The 15,119-nt window shown below is 39.2% G+C and carries 17 protein-coding genes; 11 read left to right on the top strand and 6 right to left on the bottom strand.

Annotated elements, in window-relative coordinates:
• Positions 1 to 919 (top strand): T9SS type B sorting domain-containing protein (locus O0V13_RS17215; RefSeq protein ID WP_268036218.1); only part of this gene is annotated, 919 nt, incomplete at its 5' end.
• A gap of 94 nt (positions 920 to 1,013) precedes the next feature.
• Positions 1,014 to 1,979, top strand: coding sequence for a PorP/SprF family type IX secretion system membrane protein (locus O0V13_RS17210; protein ID WP_268036217.1), 966 nt, complete (start codon positions 1,014 to 1,016; stop codon positions 1,977 to 1,979).
• 764 nt (positions 1,980 to 2,743) lie between these two features.
• Here the strand turns inward: O0V13_RS17210 and O0V13_RS17205 are convergent.
• Entirely contained in the window at positions 2,744 to 3,523 is a 780-nt protein-coding gene (locus O0V13_RS17205; protein ID WP_268036216.1) for a glycerophosphodiester phosphodiesterase, read from the bottom strand.
• Positions 3,524 to 4,073: 550 nt separating this feature from the next.
• Between O0V13_RS17205 and O0V13_RS17200 the strand changes: the two genes are divergently transcribed.
• Both O0V13_RS17200 and O0V13_RS17195 read left to right on the top strand, forming a co-directional pair.
• Positions 4,074 to 4,685, top strand: coding sequence for a hypothetical protein (locus O0V13_RS17200; RefSeq protein WP_268036215.1), 612 nt, complete (start codon positions 4,074 to 4,076; stop codon positions 4,683 to 4,685).
• A 51-nt stretch (positions 4,686 to 4,736) separates the two neighbouring features.
• On the top strand, positions 4,737 to 5,513 hold the full coding sequence (locus tag O0V13_RS17195; protein ID WP_268036214.1) for a hypothetical protein: 777 nt from the start codon (positions 4,737 to 4,739) through the stop codon (positions 5,511 to 5,513).
• An 80-nt stretch (positions 5,514 to 5,593) separates the two neighbouring features.
• Here O0V13_RS17195 and O0V13_RS17190 read toward each other — a convergent pair whose 3' ends face one another.
• Positions 5,594 to 6,019, bottom strand: a complete 426-nt coding sequence (locus tag O0V13_RS17190; RefSeq protein ID WP_268036213.1) for a VOC family protein — start codon at positions 6,017 to 6,019, stop codon at positions 5,594 to 5,596.
• 220 nt (positions 6,020 to 6,239) lie between these two features.
• Between O0V13_RS17190 and O0V13_RS17185 the strand changes: the two genes are divergently transcribed.
• The 3 genes from O0V13_RS17185 (at position 6,240) to O0V13_RS17175 (ending at position 9,067) form a co-directional block, all read left to right on the top strand.
• Entirely contained in the window at positions 6,240 to 7,034 is a 795-nt protein-coding gene (locus O0V13_RS17185) for an SDR family NAD(P)-dependent oxidoreductase (RefSeq protein WP_268036212.1), read from the top strand.
• 157 nt (positions 7,035 to 7,191) lie between these two features.
• Positions 7,192 to 7,983, top strand: coding sequence for a DUF3050 domain-containing protein (locus O0V13_RS17180; RefSeq protein ID WP_268036211.1), 792 nt, complete (start codon positions 7,192 to 7,194; stop codon positions 7,981 to 7,983).
• Between the two features lie 295 nt (positions 7,984 to 8,278).
• On the top strand, positions 8,279 to 9,067 hold the full coding sequence (locus O0V13_RS17175; protein WP_268036210.1) for a hypothetical protein: 789 nt from the start codon (positions 8,279 to 8,281) through the stop codon (positions 9,065 to 9,067).
• 77 nt (positions 9,068 to 9,144) lie between these two features.
• On the opposite strand, the gene O0V13_RS17170 is transcribed toward O0V13_RS17175, so the two are convergent.
• The 4 genes from O0V13_RS17170 to hxlB form a co-directional block, all read right to left on the bottom strand.
• Positions 9,145 to 9,525: a GreA/GreB family elongation factor gene (locus O0V13_RS17170; protein ID WP_268036209.1), complete on the bottom strand. Its 381-nt coding sequence runs from the start codon at positions 9,523 to 9,525 to the stop codon at positions 9,145 to 9,147.
• A gap of 488 nt (positions 9,526 to 10,013) precedes the next feature.
• On the bottom strand, positions 10,014 to 10,523 hold the full coding sequence (locus tag O0V13_RS17165; protein WP_268036208.1) for a DinB family protein: 510 nt from the start codon (positions 10,521 to 10,523) through the stop codon (positions 10,014 to 10,016).
• A gap of 104 nt (positions 10,524 to 10,627) precedes the next feature.
• Positions 10,628 to 11,254 carry a 3-hexulose-6-phosphate synthase gene (gene hxlA / locus O0V13_RS17160; RefSeq protein ID WP_268036207.1) on the bottom strand — a complete coding sequence of 209 codons (627 nt, stop codon included), beginning with the start codon at positions 11,252 to 11,254 and terminating at the stop codon, positions 10,628 to 10,630.
• 47 nt (positions 11,255 to 11,301) lie between these two features.
• Positions 11,302 to 11,886: a 6-phospho-3-hexuloisomerase gene (hxlB, locus tag O0V13_RS17155; RefSeq protein ID WP_268036206.1), complete on the bottom strand. Its 585-nt coding sequence runs from the start codon at positions 11,884 to 11,886 to the stop codon at positions 11,302 to 11,304.
• Between the two features lie 191 nt (positions 11,887 to 12,077).
• On the opposite strand from hxlB, the gene O0V13_RS17150 reads away from it, so the two are divergent.
• The 4 genes from O0V13_RS17150 (at position 12,078) to O0V13_RS17135 (ending at position 15,111) form a co-directional block, all read left to right on the top strand.
• A complete protein-coding gene (locus O0V13_RS17150) occupies positions 12,078 to 12,923 on the top strand; it encodes a helix-turn-helix domain-containing protein (protein WP_268036205.1) in 846 nt (281 codons plus the stop codon).
• Between the two features lie 61 nt (positions 12,924 to 12,984).
• Positions 12,985 to 13,677, top strand: coding sequence for an SDR family NAD(P)-dependent oxidoreductase (locus tag O0V13_RS17145; protein ID WP_268036204.1), 693 nt, complete (start codon positions 12,985 to 12,987; stop codon positions 13,675 to 13,677).
• Between the two features lie 17 nt (positions 13,678 to 13,694).
• The gene (locus O0V13_RS17140; RefSeq protein WP_268036203.1) at positions 13,695 to 13,979 is read left to right on the top strand and encodes a TIGR03643 family protein; all 285 of its coding nucleotides are present in this window, start codon (positions 13,695 to 13,697) and stop codon (positions 13,977 to 13,979) included.
• A gap of 1 nt (position 13,980) precedes the next feature.
• On the top strand, positions 13,981 to 15,111 hold the full coding sequence (locus O0V13_RS17135; protein ID WP_268036202.1) for an FAD-binding domain-containing protein: 1,131 nt from the start codon (positions 13,981 to 13,983) through the stop codon (positions 15,109 to 15,111).
• Positions 15,112 to 15,119: the final 8 nt, after the last annotated feature.

The raw sequence follows: 15,119 nt of genomic DNA, 5'->3' as shown, positions 1-15,119 counted from the left end.
TGACTATGTGGAAGTGCAGCAGGGAACCGATCCAAGTGATCCGGATGATGCCCAGGATACAGATGAGGACGGCGTACCGGACTATATCCAGGAGAGATCGATCAGTGAATTGGTAGCTCAATCCATCCAGGTGGATTGGAATACTCCTGAGGCAAGCCTGAACCTACCAACCGAAGTCTTGGCGATCACCGGCTTGGGAGAGATGGTGAATGTAGGGGTGACCTGGGATCTGACAGGCTATGATCCACTGATGAGCGGAACGACAGCCTATGCAGGAACAATCGGCACCATTCCGGGCATCTTCAATACAGGTGATCTGATGGCCGAGCTGAGCATCGAGGTACTGGCCAAGCCGGCACCGACGGATGTGACCTTGAGTGAGAATGAATTCATCGGTATACCGGATGAGTACTTCCAGGAGATCGGCTACTTCACGGTAGTTGACCCGACGGATGATCAGCATAGCCTGAGCCTTCCGGAAGGCATGGGAGACAATGAGCTCTTTGAGGTGATCGATGGCATCCTGTTCTGGAGTTCACAGGAACAGCGGGCAGGAGAGACCCAGTTTGAGGTGGTCCTTCAGGTAGAAGACCGAGGAGGCAATGTGATCCAGAAAACCTTCCTGATCACCAGACTGAGAACACCGTTGAGCCAGTTGGATGTGGTGAACACCTTTACACCTAACGCTGATGGGGTGAACGACACCTGGGGAGTACCGGCCTTGAGATACTACAGTGGCTCGAGAATCCAGGTATTCGACCGAGGAGGCAGACGTCTGTTCTACACTGAGGATCCGGATGTGAAGTGGGATGGCACTTTTGAAGGAGAAGAGATGGGAGTGGGAGCCTACTACTGGGTGATCGAGGTAGAAGAGACCGGAGAGGTAAGAAGAGGTGTACTGAACCTTTTGAGGCAATAAAGTCAAAAGAAGCAAATTGGGGTGGGACAAGATTCCCATCCCCTTATTCCAGAATCAGAAATCAGAGCAAAAGAGAATTTTTCAAAAGACGGACATGAGACGATTATATTTTACAGGACTGATCATATTGATAGGTTTAATAACCTCCCCGATAGGCTATTCCCAGTCGACCAAATACATCTCCAACTTCAGTCACTTCCAGAGTTACTTCAATCCGGGATTGACAGGCTATGAGGGGAGTACTGTGAGAGGCTTTGTGAGAAATCAGTGGTCAGGCTTTGAGGGAGCACCGAAGACCTATTTTTTCAGCACAGAGCTGGACCTTGGGGAGCTTTCGGGGGAAAGAGACCCAGAGCTGACGGGCAAGAATGCAGTCTCATTGAATCTGCTTCATGATACCTATGGAGCGTTTCGGGAAACCGAGCTGATGTTGAACTACGCCTCTAGAATCCGCTTGACCGAGAAGCATAACCTGAGACTGGGAGCAGGGGTGAGCTATCAGAGTATCCGACTGGATGGCAACTCCCTGACAACAGAGGAGCAGAATGACCAGACTTTGGGCCAGTACATCGGTCAGTTTTCCAATATGAATGTGGTAGACTTCAATCTGGGGATTGCGCTAACTCATGCAAAGTATTATATCTCTTACGGGATGCACCGGGTGAACGGAGGCAAAATCACTTCGGGGGATGAGTTTATGGATGGCTATCCGGCAGCGAAGATGATCCAGGCAGGCTTTAGAGAAGCCATCAGCCCAAATCTGGCAGTGATTACGAATGCCTTCTACAGAAGCCAAAAGGGCTTACCGGATCTGACAGAGTTTAACCTGAAGGTCTTATTGATGAACAAGATCTGGGTGGGAGGAGGCCACAGGCTGGACTTTGCGACCAATATGCAGCTGGGCGTGGTGACCAAGCGGGTGAGGATCGGCTATGTGTATGAATTCCCGATGGGAGGCTATTCCTACAATCTACCGGGGCAGATCCATGAGTTCACGGCAGTCTTCAGCCTGTTCAGAGACAATGAACCGGATGATAGTAGACCGGTGATTATGTGGTAAATCAAGAACTTAGAGCAGAGAGCCAAGAATCAAGTAGTTAGTACAAAATACAATGTGCCAAGTTTACAATCGAAGGTTCTTTGTTTATTTTACGATTTCATTTCTAAGAAATCTCAGTGCTTGGGGCCAATTGATTTGAGATTCGAATTTTGAGATTTGAAATTTAGCGTTCACTAAAGCGCTTCGTATAACAACCACAACTCTTCCAACCCTTTTTAGCTTTCTTATTTTATCTTTCTGACTTAACATCCCACTTCCCACTATGGACCATGGACTATTGTCTAGGGACTGAACACAGACCACCGACCACTGTTTACTGAATTCGTTCTCTCCTCGGCACTAGGTTAGATTGTCAATTGGAATCCCATGGCTGAGGGAAATGGCTTTTATTTCATTTTTCCCTGGGCTAAAGCCACGGGCCTGCCTACCACTGGTATGGCTATTCAACGTTGCGCCCCTTCTGGGCTAAATTGAAAAGGAATATTCTTCTAAGTAATCCCAGCCCTTCCGGCCAAGGTGCCGATTTCTACCGGTATTCATCGATATTGAGAATTGAAAATTGAGCATTGATGATTCACAAATCTCTGCTCTCTAATCGCTACTCTCTAAACCCTTCCTATTCGATTTCCCAATTTTGCAATTTTTCAATTTTCAAATTACAACAACGCAGAAGGCACACAACAATCACAACCTTCACAACCCTTGTTATCTTTCAGCTTTCTGACTTCAGCCTTTTGAATTAAACTTTAATTTCCCAATCACTTCTATCTACTTCTCAAAATCTCAAATAATAATTCCGGTTGATCAGTAGTAATAAAATCAGGATTTTGATCCAAAAGCCATTCAAGATCTTCTTTGCTATTAACAGTCCAAGCATTAACTGTTAGTCCCAAGGCTTGTGCTTCTTTAATCCATTCAGGCTTGTCTTTTAAAACTTTGATATTGTAATCAAATCCAAAAAATCCTGCATCCTTCAATTCTTGTGGGTTTTTATTTCCCGTTAGGTAAGCGACATTGGCATTTGGATCGAGCTCTATTACTTTTAGGCCAGCTTCATAGCTAAAAGTGATATAATCAACCCATTTTTCAGCTTTCAGTTTTTTCACCAAGGCCACGCATTTTGCAGCAAGCTCTTCACTTCTTTCAGTACTGATTTTAGATGGTTTTATTTCAAAAATCAGCTTTGTCCCTTGCTGTTTCATTCCCTTCTTCAGGTATTCTTCAACAGTAGGTATTTTCTCACCATTTGAAAGTCTGTGTTTTCTCAATTCTTTTAATGTAGTGGTTTCAATAGGGATACCATCATGATCTGAATCATGACTTACTACCAACTTCCCATCAGAAGTCATCCATACGTCGAATTCAGAGCCTTCGCAACCCAATTCCACTGCCTGATTTAGAGAGGCTAAAGAGTTTTGAGGTAGCCCATTTGCCTTCCAAGCTCCTCGATGGGCTATCACTTTGTTTTTGTTGAAGCTGTTTTGAGAAAAAGAAGCGAGGGATACCATGAAAAATGATAGAGCGAAAAGGAAAAACTTTGACATTGATGTTTATTGATTTATTGAAATACTGGATTCTAAATTAGGAATTTAAACGGAATTCTCTTCTTCGTTTTGGTGAATTTACAAATTCTTCATATTAGACTTTCCTAGATGATGTTTTGTTAGGTTACCTAATTTATTTGCTGATTGATTTGTAAAGAATTTATATAGGATTTAGTTAAATATATATTTTAATATTCATTTTAGTTTTAAATATTCTTTTTAGTATTATTTATTAGGTTTATTGTTTTTGATTTTATTTCTATAATTTATTATCTATAAAAACTTACCTTTTTTATTTAAGTCTCTGAAATTCAATATATTAATGTGGGTATTTTTTTTTGTATGATGAATTGTTTTGTTATGCTGTATTGGCATAAGATATGAGTTATTATAGTAGAGATTCTTTTATGTCTCTTTAAATAGCCTTAATGGTCATTTGAAGTAATTGAAATGAAAGAAAGATTGTTAGTAAGCCCAACAGATTGAGGAATATTGTACCCAAAATAACCAGTCTAATAAAGCCTATTTACAACCTATTAAAATGAGTTTTATGAAATTTCATTTCTACCGTTTCATTGTAGTGCTTTTTATTCTAGGATTCCTACATATAGTAAGTGGATGTGACCTAGTTCAGGATATTTTTCCTGAGAGTGATAAGAATGGAAAAATTGAATGTGAGGTCAATGGGGAGGATTTTGAGGCTGCTGGGAATCAGAGTTTAGCAGCGATGGATTTTATCATTGCAGAAATGCAAAGAGAAAACGGAACTTTTCTTCTCACGGTATTCGGTGTTAGTCAATATCAAGGAGGGGCTAGGGCTGTAGGTTTTAAGTTGGCAGGGAATTCATTAGAAGAGGTTCAGACTGATGATCCTATGCAAGAATGGATTTATAACGAGGAAATTGTTGGTTCCTTTGAAGGAGTTATGGGAGGGGTTGAAGAACGTACTTCGAAGAATGAAACTGATACACTTTTTAAGGCTAGTTCCAATCATGCCAATTTGATGAGTCTGACAGTAACTTCTTTTGATACTCTCAATCAATCCATTTCGGGAACCTTCCAATTTGATGCTGAAGATCAATACAATGGGACTTTTGTGGAAGTCCGAAATGGTGAATTTTCAAATGTCAAATGGAAAGAAATCGGAACGAGCGAAAATTGAAAACTATAACCCTTAAATAATTTTAATCAATACCTAATCAAACCAAAAATTATGAAAACACTCAAAAATTGGAAAACATGGATGATTGCTTCTTCTGCTGCAACCCTCATGTGGTCTTGTACAGAAAATGAAGATACACAGATAGTGGAAGGAGAAAGCCAAGTCACTATTTCTGCAACTGTAGGGAATAGTACTGATGATCCCAATGCCAGAATCAACAATCTTGTCTATGGGAACTTTGAGATTACAGATGTGACCATTTCAATTGACAATCTGAAAATGATGTTGAAGGGCCAGGATAAGGATACTGGAAAGAATAAGGATAAAGGAAAGGATAAACCTAGTGTCATCCATATCAAAGAAAAAGATCCCGTTGTATTGACTCTTGTAGAAGATGGACAAATTTATGTGGCTCCAGTTGCTTCTGGATTGGCATATAATGGAGTTTATGGCAAAGTAACTTTTGACTTGGTAAAAGCTATGGATGTTGCTGAAGAAGATGATATCTATGGTAATTCAGTAGTGACTAAAGCTACTTGGTTTGGAGTCCCCGCAGTCATGTACATCGACTTGGAAGATGAAGTGGTATTCCAGTTTAACCAAGGGCTGGAAGTGGAAGGTTCTCAAGAACTTTTGTTGACTTTCTTCATGGATAAATTCCTAGAGGGAGTGTCACCAACCCTTGTTTCAGATGGAAATATGGATGGATTGATTGAAGTGGGACCAAATAATGAGGATGGCAATGGAGAAGCCTATGAGGCTATTTTGGCCAATATCAAAGAAGCTTTGGTTTTCAAAAACGGAGATTTCAAAAAAGATAAGAAATAAAATATTTGCTAGCCCCTAGAAATAGATAGCTCTATTTCGTTTGAGAGTAAAAGCGCCACGGGATTCTGTGGTGCTTTTTTTTATCCATTTGGATCAAAACTTACCATCCATTCGATTCCATATTTATCTCTAAACATTCCAAAATAAGTTCCCCAAGGGCTATTATCCATGGGCATTTCAATCTGACCTCCTTCAGAGAGTCCATTAAAAATTCGATCGGCTTCCTCTTTACTAGTGGTGTCTATTGAAATTTTACTTCTATTTTCATTTTCATTGGTTCTTCCTAATATTTCGGGAACATCATTTCCCATCAACTTGCAGCTTCCAATAGGTAGTTCAATGTGCATAATTTTATTAGCCTCTTTCTCGGCTACTGGGAATTCTGGTCCAGCCAAATCTTTGAAGCGGATGATTTTTGAAAATTCTCCACCAAAAGCGGATTTATAAAAGGTAAAAGCTTCTTCTGCATTACCATTGAAGTTTATATGCGGGTTAATCTGAGCCATTTTATTCTGGGATTAAAATTGATTTTTAAAGGAAGAAATTTAGAGATTTCTTCTTTTATAATAGTGGTGTTTTGCGACAAATAGGAGGGAATAGGAACTCCTTTCCCTTTCAAGACTGTTTCTTTCTTAATTCTGATAAATCAATAATCACGACAGGTAACATCGATTTTTATTTCAGATCAATAAGATTTTAAACCTTAGTTAAACCAATCACAAAAACATGGATTTACAACTGACAGGAAAAAAAGCATTAGTCACAGGCTCAACAGCAGGTATAGGATATGCCATAGCCAAAGGACTAGCTGCAGAGGGTGCGAAAGTAATTTTGAATGGAAGAAAGCAAAGTGCTGTGGATGAAGCCGTGAAGGCTTTAAAAGAAGAAACTGGGAACGAGTCAATAATTGGAGTAGCAGCGGACTTTTCTAAAAAAGATGATATTCTCCAATTACTATTGGAAGTGCCTGAAGTGGATATTCTAGTAAACAACGTGGGTATTTTCAATCAAGTGGAATTTGAAGAAATCACGGACGAAGAATGGTTTGAAATGTTTGAAATCAATGTGATGAGTGGGGTTCGCCTTTCCAGACATTATTTCCCGAAAATGATGGAGAAAAATGAGGGGAGAATCATATTCATTTCCAGTGAATCTGCTTTGAATATTCCTACCGAAATGGTGCATTATGGATTTAGCAAAACGGCACAATTGGCAGTTTCAAGAGGCTTGGCCAGATTGAGTAAGGGAAGTAATGTGACAGTCAATTCGGTGCTACCAGGCCCAACTTATAGCAGAGCGAATATCAGAGAGCTGGAAAATGCGGCAAAAGAAAACAACACAACTGTTGATGCGATTCTGGAGGATTTCTTCGCGAATAGAAGACCTACTTCTTTGATCCAGCGATTTGCAGAAGCTGAGGAAGTAGCGAATATGGTGACCTATATAGCCAGTCCTTTGTCTTCAGCAACCAATGGTGCAGCCTTGAGAGTAGATGGTGGTGTCGCTAATTATATTATTTAACAGGATTTGAACTCTAACCAGAAGGGCCTACAGTTTTGTAGGCTTTTTTTCCATCTATTAAATAAAATCATTGATTATGAGCTAGGAAGAAAATTCTATGAACCCTTCCACCACTATTAGGGTTTGCATCAATAGTAAAATTTAGCACTAAAAGGTCATGACCTCTCAGATACAAAAAATTCAAGAAGCAATCGAGCCGTATAGGCAAGCAATCATCAATCATAAGGTATACGGCGCTATTCAGGATTTAGAAGACCTTCAGTTATTTATGCAGTCCCACGTTTTTGCTGTTTGGGACTTTATGTCACTTCTAAAAGTTCTACAAAATCAATTGACCTGTACCACTGTTCCTTGGTATCCTGTTGGTGATCCGGAAACACGTTTTTTGATCAATGAGATCGTGAACGGAGAAGAGTCCGATGTCGACGCATCAGGAAATAGAAAGAGTCACTATGAAATGTATCTGGATGCCATGGTGCAATGCGGTGCAGATGTAGAGCCTATAGAGAATTTCTTACATACCCTTCAGCGTTCAGGTGATTTTGAATTGGCAGGTCAAGCATCTAAAGCCCCACAGAATGCATTGGATTTTGTGAATTATACCTTTGATATCATCTCAAGAGAGAAAGATTACCTAAATGCTGCAGTATTTACTTTCGGGAGAGAAGATTTGATTCCCGGAATGTTTTTGTCTATTGTAAAAGACATGCATGCAAAATTCCCAGACCAGGTTTCTATTTTCAAATATTACCTCGAAAGACATATCGAAGTGGATGGAGATCATCACAGTCATTTGGCTTTACAGATGACAGAAAACCTTTGTGGAGACGATGAGCAAAAATGGGCGGAGGTTGAAATTGCAGTTATAAAATCCCTACAAAAAAGAATAGAATTGTGGGATGGAGTTTATGAACAATTGAATCAATCTGAATTTTCAGTTGCCCATTAAAATTTTAGGTTAAATTTAATTTATTGGCAACACCTGCATTTTTTTACCCTAAGTATTAAAATCATTTTTTTGAGTTTAGGGCTTGATATATAAGAAAGAATTAGTTTAGTTCGTAATTATCAATACAGGTCAACTAACATAATTATAAAAGAAGGTTGTAATAAATGAAATAAAAAGAGTGAATTGAGATTTAAATAAAACTCAATCAATATTTTTTCAGTACTTGTAATATAATTCACTTGTTATGTTGGGATTTCTTAGTTTGATTCTGAAAACAGTTAATAGACCATCAATCATGAAAAAAAACCTTCTTTTAATTTCATTTTTATTGATTTCCATGGGTAGTTCATTTGCTCAGGATGATGCGGCAGAGCTTGCAAAAAAACTTGCTAATCCAATAGCCTCTTTGATTTCTTTACCATTGCAAAACAATACCGATTATGGGATTGGGGATTGGCAGGGTACTAGAAATACTATGAATATTCAACCTGTCTTGCCTATCTCTATTACCAAAGACATTAATCTAATCACTAGAATGGTGCTACCTGTTGTTACGCAATATAATGTCACTGCACCTGGTGAAAAACAAGCAGGTCTTTCGGATGCAGTTGTTTCCGCATTTTTCTCACCTAAAAATTCTGAAAAAATAACTTGGGGTGTTGGTCCTGCACTTCTACTACCAACGGGAACCAATGATTTTCTTACAACCAAAAAATTTGGCGTAGGCCCCACTGCAGTTGCATTGAAACAGATGAATGGATGGACTTTGGGAGGCTTAGTCAATCAAATTTGGTCTGTTGCCGGTAATGCTGATCGTCCAGATGTCAGTCAGATGTTTGTTCAGCCTTTTTTGGTTTATAACTGGAAATCAGGTGCAGGAGTCGGAGCAAATATGGAATGGACTCAAAACTGGAGTGCATCCACTTCTACAGTCTGGTTCAATCCTACCTTTAGCGCTGTTACTTCTTTGGGGAAACAAAAAACACAATTTGTTGTCGGACCAAGGTTAAACCTTGCTGCTCCTGATGGAGGGAAAGCCGATTGGGGCTGGAGAGCCGTATTGATCTTTTTGTTTCCAAAATAATATAGCAAAATACTTGGCAAACTTTTATCAATTTCCGAGGTCCATTTCAGGACCTCGGAAATGAAATGACCCTTGAATTAATCCACTGTCTGTTCTACTTTGATGATTTTTAATCTCAAAGTTCCTCTTTGGACTTTCCATTGGATGATTTTACCTTCTTTTTCACCCAAAAGAGCTATAGCCAAGGGGGCAAATAAGGAGATTTTTTGCTCTTTGATCCGAGCTTCCTCCGGAAGTACAATGATAAGCGTATTTTTTATCATAGAATTCAGATCCAGTATTTCAACCCGGCATCCCAGGCATACTACATCCGATGGGAAATTCCTGTCTTTGATGATTCTGCTTTTTTGAATTTCCTCTTCAAGTTTCAATTTTTCATTTAGAGGGATTTGGGTTTTGGAATTAGTTATTAAGGATCGAATAATCAGGTAATCTGATTCTTTTAATTGAAGTTTCATGTTTGATATTTTTAGATAGAAAAGAGTGTACCTTTCCCATTGCGCATATACGCCGGTACACCAATTGGGAATTGGCCTTCAGAAAAAGAAGGGATGCTCTCCTTGCCTATTGACAGGAGAGCAGCTTGATAAAGGCCTTGTTACATGAAAACAAGAGAATATAGAACTTCCCTCTTTTAGAAAGACTATTGGGATTACAGAAAGGGATAGCAACGTATTCGCTCATAATTGAAAAGAAAAAATCCGAAGATCTTATCCTTGGTAGGAATAAGATTTTACAGCAAAAGAATGATAGGACCCAATTAAATTGGAAAATAAAAGCCCATCCATGAATCTAGCTAGAGCTTCAAAAAAATAGAAATGACTATATGTGAATTTGGGTTTCAATTCTGAAAATGATCGAAATGCAATTTTAAAAATGAACGGGGAAGAACAGGAAAGGTTATGGGGTTTTGAGTGAGGATTAGGAAGTAAGATGAACCTATTACTTACCTGGCATGAAGTATCACCTTCACCGTCACCAACAACTGTCCAAAATGTCGCTGCATGTGCTCGGCAGCATGAAATAGCAATCCTCCCACTGTAGAAGGTAATTGAGCTCTTCCAACCCCTCTATTTTCAGTTAATGTTTTGGGGTCTACATTTTCCAGAAAGGTCAAAAAGGAAGCAATTTGAATGTTTAGTACATTAAGAAGGTCTTGGGTTGTCACGTCTTCGTTTGGTACCCCTTCCGATTTTAGATAAGCGAATTGCTCCTCAGTCAGGGGCTCAGCTTTGGCATAGGTACACATGCGATCCAGTACCCCTCCGATATGCCTGATGTGGAAAGCAGGTGAGGCCATGCCTGCAGGCTTTTCCCAAAGTTTTTCCTTCGGAAAATTCGCCATTAACTGATGAATTTCTTCTTGAGCTTGCAATATCGCATGGGCTACTGGCTGTAGCTCCATGGGATAGGCAGGAATTGGGCCTCTCAGCCAGACTTCAGGTTGTTTTGCCATGGTTTAAAGTTAAGCCATTTGTTGAGATCCGAGTAGGTGAAAAAAAGAAAACCTCCAGATATATTTCCTGGAGGTTTTGCTAAATGAATGACCTATTTCGTTTTTTACTGCAATAATGCTTTTAATTCTTTTGCTGCTTCAGCAGGATTCTCAGCGCCATAAATCGCTGCTCCGGCAACTGCCACTACTGCTCCTGAGTTTTTAACTGCTTGGATGCTGTTTTTATTGACTCCGCCTGCAATGGATACTGGAACCCCAGCTCTGGAAGCTTCATCTATCAATACCTGAACTGAATATCCCTCTTCTGCCTGCTCGTCTAAACCAGCATGTAGTTCTACGAACTCTACACCTAATGCTATTACTTCCTGCGCTCGCTTCACTCTATCTTTGACTCCGATAGTATCTACTACCACTGCTTTTCCATAAGCTTTTGCTGCTTCTACTGCTCCTTTAATGGTTGAATCACCTGTGGCACCCAAAATGGTAATGTTATCCGCACCGGCTTTAAATGCCATTTCGGCTTCCAATCCACCAGCATCTGCAGTTTTGAAATCAGCAAAGACCAATTTATCTGGAAAAGCTTCTTTCATTGCAGTGATAGCAGAAAGTCCTTCACTTTTGATCAGGGGAGTACCCAATTCGATAATGTCGATATAGGGAGCAACTTGGGTCGCCAATGCGATAGCATCAGCTGTGTTTAATAGGTCGATTGCAACTTGTAATTTTGCCATAAGTATTTGTTGGTTTATGTAAATGTCTGTATTTGAATTTTTGCTTATTACTCTAAATTGCTGTGTCTTTTCCAGAGCTCATCTGCGCTGCTTCCCATAGATTTCCACATTACTTGAATGATCGAGTCAAAGGTCAATAGCAGGGCTTGCTCAAACAGACTTCCAGCATATTGGATAGAAACTTCCTCTTGCTGTTCTTGCTTTTGCGCAGCCTCGATTTTGATAATTTGATCGGAAAGTTCAGCCAATGGAGAGTTGGTTTGAGTGGTAAAGCAGGCGACTCGAGCGCCTACTGAAAGAGCTGTTTTGGCTGCATTGACAATGGTTTTGGTTGTGCCGCTCCCACTGCCTGCAATCAATAAATCTCCACTTTCGATTGCAGGACTTGTAGTTTCTCCTACCACATGGACTTGGTATCCCAAATGCATGAGTCGCATGGCAGCAGCTTTCATCATAAAGCCACTTCTTCCCATTCCAATCAAAAAGATGCGTCTTGCAGATTTGATTTCAGATATCAATCCTTCTAAATCTGAGAAATCCAGTTGGTTTCTGAGTCTCTCATGCTCATGAGCGATTGACTGAGATGCCTGATTGAGCTGATGGACCAAAGTATCCTTGATAGTAGCTTCCATTTCTTAAAAGGTTTGTTGAAATAGGGATTGCAAAACTAGGATCGGATTCAGGGCTTAGACGTATACAATCTGATACTTGTGTGGTATAATTTGCCCATGATCAAATCTCTCATGGTGTTATTGTCTATTATTGTGGTATTATTTGGAAAATACCCGCAAGAGTATTGTATCTAGAGAAAGTTGAATGGAATATGTTACAAGATAAAGTCATATTTATAAGAGATCTGGCAGATTGCCCTCCTGCCTACTTGGATGACCCGATCAGAAGAGAATTTTTTGAAATCGTCTGGCTTCAAAATGAAGAGGCTCTTCATGCCCTTCAACATGATTTTCAGACACTAAAGGGTGATTGGATTTACTTGATTCCTCCATACCGTGTACATCAATTGAATAAGGCAGGGAAAAAAGGAGTACTGATCTCGTTTAAAAAGGAGCTATTGGAAGACGATATAAAGGAGTTTTTACTGGATGTCTTTAGAATATTCAATATTCAGGGAGAGTTTTCCTGTTTGCAGGTGAATGAAGAAAATGCTAAAAGTTTGTCGGCCGTTTATCGTCTGATGGAGGAGGAATATCAAAAAGATGCAGCAAATCTAATAATGCTCAAAGCTCTCTTAAAAGTACTATTACTGAAGCTTATCCAATTTAAAGAACATCATTTTACTTTACAGGATTTGCATGAAAAGAGAGTTTATGAATTTATGATGCTTTTGGAGGTACAATATCTAACAGAGCGAACAGCTGATTTTTATGCTGAAAAATTGGGAATTAGTGCCAAGCGCTTAAACCAAATCCTGAAGGAAAAACTAAATAAGACAGCAGTTCAATTAATTCATGATCGGTTGATTTTGGAAGCTAAAAGACAAATAATCCATAGTGAGAATACGATGAAAGAAATTGCTTTTAAGTTAGGGTTCCAAGATAGATCTTATTTCAGTAGATTTTTCAAGCAACATACAGGACAAACTCCTCAACAATTTCAAGAAAAGGTCAAAAGCCATGTTTTGACTCATGAGAATACATTGGTAGAAGGTTGAGCTAGCGTATTCTATTGAAATAAGTTTCTAAACAAAATGTCTTGATCAGGGTTTTAAATGGATGAAAAATTACTTGATCATTGGCTGTAGTACTGGGATAGGGAATGCAATTTTCAATCGTTTGGGACAACACCATCATGTAATAGGAACTTATTACAAAAACCAGCCTGAAAGTACTCCTACTAATTCAACTATTCATTATTTGAATGTCTTGGAAGAATCATCTGAATTCTCATTTATTCCGGAGAAACTGGATGGTTTGATATACTGCCCCGGATCAATTCAACTCAAACCCTTTCATCGATTCAAGGAGGATGATTTTATCAAAGATTATCAATTGCAGGTAATAGGTGCTGTAAAAGTCATACAGGCTAGTTTAGCTGCTTTAAAGAAATCTGAACAGGCGAGTATTGTTCTTTTTAGCACTGTGGCAGTGCAAAATGGATTCAGTTTTCACAGTTTAGTAAGCAGTAGCAAAGGTGCTATTGAAGGCTTAACCCGGGCTTTATCGGCTGAATTAGCACCTAAAATAAGGGTGAATTGCATTGCACCCTCAATTACAGATACTCCTTTGGCTCAGAGTATTCTTTCTACCCCAGAAAAAAGAGAGGCCAATGCGCAAAGGCATCCTTTAAAAGCTATTGGAAGCCCAGAGGATATTGCAAATGCTGCTTTGTTTCTTTTAGGTGAAGAAAGTAAATGGATGACCGGACAAGTTCTGCATTTGGATGGTGGGATAGGTACCATACGCTAAAAAGAATAAACTAAATCATGGAATTAGAAAAGTTTAGTGAAAGTGAATTAGATAGAATCATTGAGATGGCCTGGGAGGATCGTACAACTTTTGAAGCCATTGAAACCCAGTTTGGGATTGTGGAGAAGGAAGTGATTCAATTAATGAGGAAGGTGTTGAAGTCTTCCAGTTTCAAGCGATGGAGAAAGCGGGTAAATCAAAAAATAAGTCTGAAGCATGAAAGCAAAAGGTCTGGTGAAATCCAGCGTTTTAAATGTTCTAGACAGAGGTTAATTACACATAATAAAATCTCTAAGAGATAAAATGTTTGAGACTGGCTATAAGAATATTTTAGCACAAGTAGAGGCTGTTGATCCCATAGCTTATGGAAAGACCAGGAACTATCTTGATGGAAAAGTGACCTATCTTTCTCCTTATATTTCAAGAGGGGTAATTTCTACCAAACTAATAGCTGAATCAGTATTGAGAAGGGGGTATAAGCCTGAGGAAATTGATGTTTTTTTAAAGGAACTGGCTTGGAGAGATTATTTTCAGCAGGTTTGGAAATCGCTGGGTGACGAAATTGATCGGGATATCAAGCAAGTTCAAGAAAGGGTTTCCAATCATCTGTTGCCCATAGCAGTAGTAGATGGAAAGACCGGTATTGAAGCTGTGGATCAGGGGATTGATCGTCTTTACAAAACAGGTTATATGCATAATCATACCAGGATGTTTGTTGCCAGCCTAGTTTGCAACATGGGAAGAAGTCATTGGTTGACTCCTGCAAAATGGATGTATTATCATCTGCTGGATGCTGATTGGGCAAGTAATGCTTTAAGTTGGCAATGGGTCGCAGGTTCTTTTAGCTCCAAAAAGTATTTTGTCAACCAAGAAACCATCAATAGATTTTCGGGTTTTGACCAGAAGAATACATTTCTGGATAGATCATATGAAGAAATAAAAGAAATCCCTGTTCCCGAACAATTAGAAGAAATCTCAAATTTGGAATTGAAAACTCTCCTGCCAAAGAGTCAAGCAATTAAGCTGAATTCTGATCTTCCGATTTATGTTTACAATTTTTACAATTTAGATCCTGCATGGGGTACAGAAAAACCTTCAAATCGGGTTTTGTTATTGGAACCTAGTTTTTTTCAAAAGTATCCGATTTCATCTAACACTGTGGAGTTTATTCTAAAACTCTCCAGGAATATTCCTGAAATCCAGATAATAGTTGGGGAGTTTGATGAAGTCTTTGATTCCAGATTTCAATCTCAAATTCATTACAAAGAACACCCCACTGTGTCGCATTATAATGGGAAAAAGCATAACAGGGATTGGATGTTTGAAGAAGTATCTGGTTATTTTCCATCATTTTTTAAATATTGGAAATCGGTTGGCAAAATTTATTTTGAAAGCCGAGTTTGTAAAGGTAAAGGCATTTCAAAAGATAAATGAAAGAGTCC

This window comes from Algoriphagus sp. PAP.12 (assembly GCF_026652115.1).
Classification (GTDB): domain Bacteria; phylum Bacteroidota; class Bacteroidia; order Cytophagales; family Cyclobacteriaceae; genus Algoriphagus.
Note: the sequence above shows the minus strand (reverse complement) of the source record. Positions and strands in the feature narration are given on the sequence as shown.

Coding starts and splice junctions, on each gene's coding strand:
- O0V13_RS17210 (WP_268036217.1), top strand. CDS start 1,014: ATGAGACGATTATATTTTACAGGACTGATCATATTGATAGGTTTAATA.
- O0V13_RS17205 (WP_268036216.1), bottom strand. CDS start 3,523: ATGTCAAAGTTTTTCCTTTTCGCTCTATCATTTTTCATGGTATCCCTC.
- O0V13_RS17200 (WP_268036215.1), top strand. CDS start 4,074: ATGAAATTTCATTTCTACCGTTTCATTGTAGTGCTTTTTATTCTAGGA.
- O0V13_RS17195 (WP_268036214.1), top strand. CDS start 4,737: ATGAAAACACTCAAAAATTGGAAAACATGGATGATTGCTTCTTCTGCT.
- O0V13_RS17190 (WP_268036213.1), bottom strand. CDS start 6,019: ATGGCTCAGATTAACCCGCATATAAACTTCAATGGTAATGCAGAAGAA.
- O0V13_RS17185 (WP_268036212.1), top strand. CDS start 6,240: ATGGATTTACAACTGACAGGAAAAAAAGCATTAGTCACAGGCTCAACA.
- O0V13_RS17180 (WP_268036211.1), top strand. CDS start 7,192: ATGACCTCTCAGATACAAAAAATTCAAGAAGCAATCGAGCCGTATAGG.
- O0V13_RS17175 (WP_268036210.1), top strand. CDS start 8,279: ATGAAAAAAAACCTTCTTTTAATTTCATTTTTATTGATTTCCATGGGT.
- O0V13_RS17170 (WP_268036209.1), bottom strand. CDS start 9,525: ATGAAACTTCAATTAAAAGAATCAGATTACCTGATTATTCGATCCTTA.
- O0V13_RS17165 (WP_268036208.1), bottom strand. CDS start 10,523: ATGGCAAAACAACCTGAAGTCTGGCTGAGAGGCCCAATTCCTGCCTAT.
- hxlA (WP_268036207.1), bottom strand. CDS start 11,254: ATGGCAAAATTACAAGTTGCAATCGACCTATTAAACACAGCTGATGCT.
- hxlB (WP_268036206.1), bottom strand. CDS start 11,886: ATGGAAGCTACTATCAAGGATACTTTGGTCCATCAGCTCAATCAGGCA.
- O0V13_RS17150 (WP_268036205.1), top strand. CDS start 12,078: ATGTTACAAGATAAAGTCATATTTATAAGAGATCTGGCAGATTGCCCT.
- O0V13_RS17145 (WP_268036204.1), top strand. CDS start 12,985: ATGAAAAATTACTTGATCATTGGCTGTAGTACTGGGATAGGGAATGCA.
- O0V13_RS17140 (WP_268036203.1), top strand. CDS start 13,695: ATGGAATTAGAAAAGTTTAGTGAAAGTGAATTAGATAGAATCATTGAG.
- O0V13_RS17135 (WP_268036202.1), top strand. CDS start 13,981: ATGTTTGAGACTGGCTATAAGAATATTTTAGCACAAGTAGAGGCTGTT.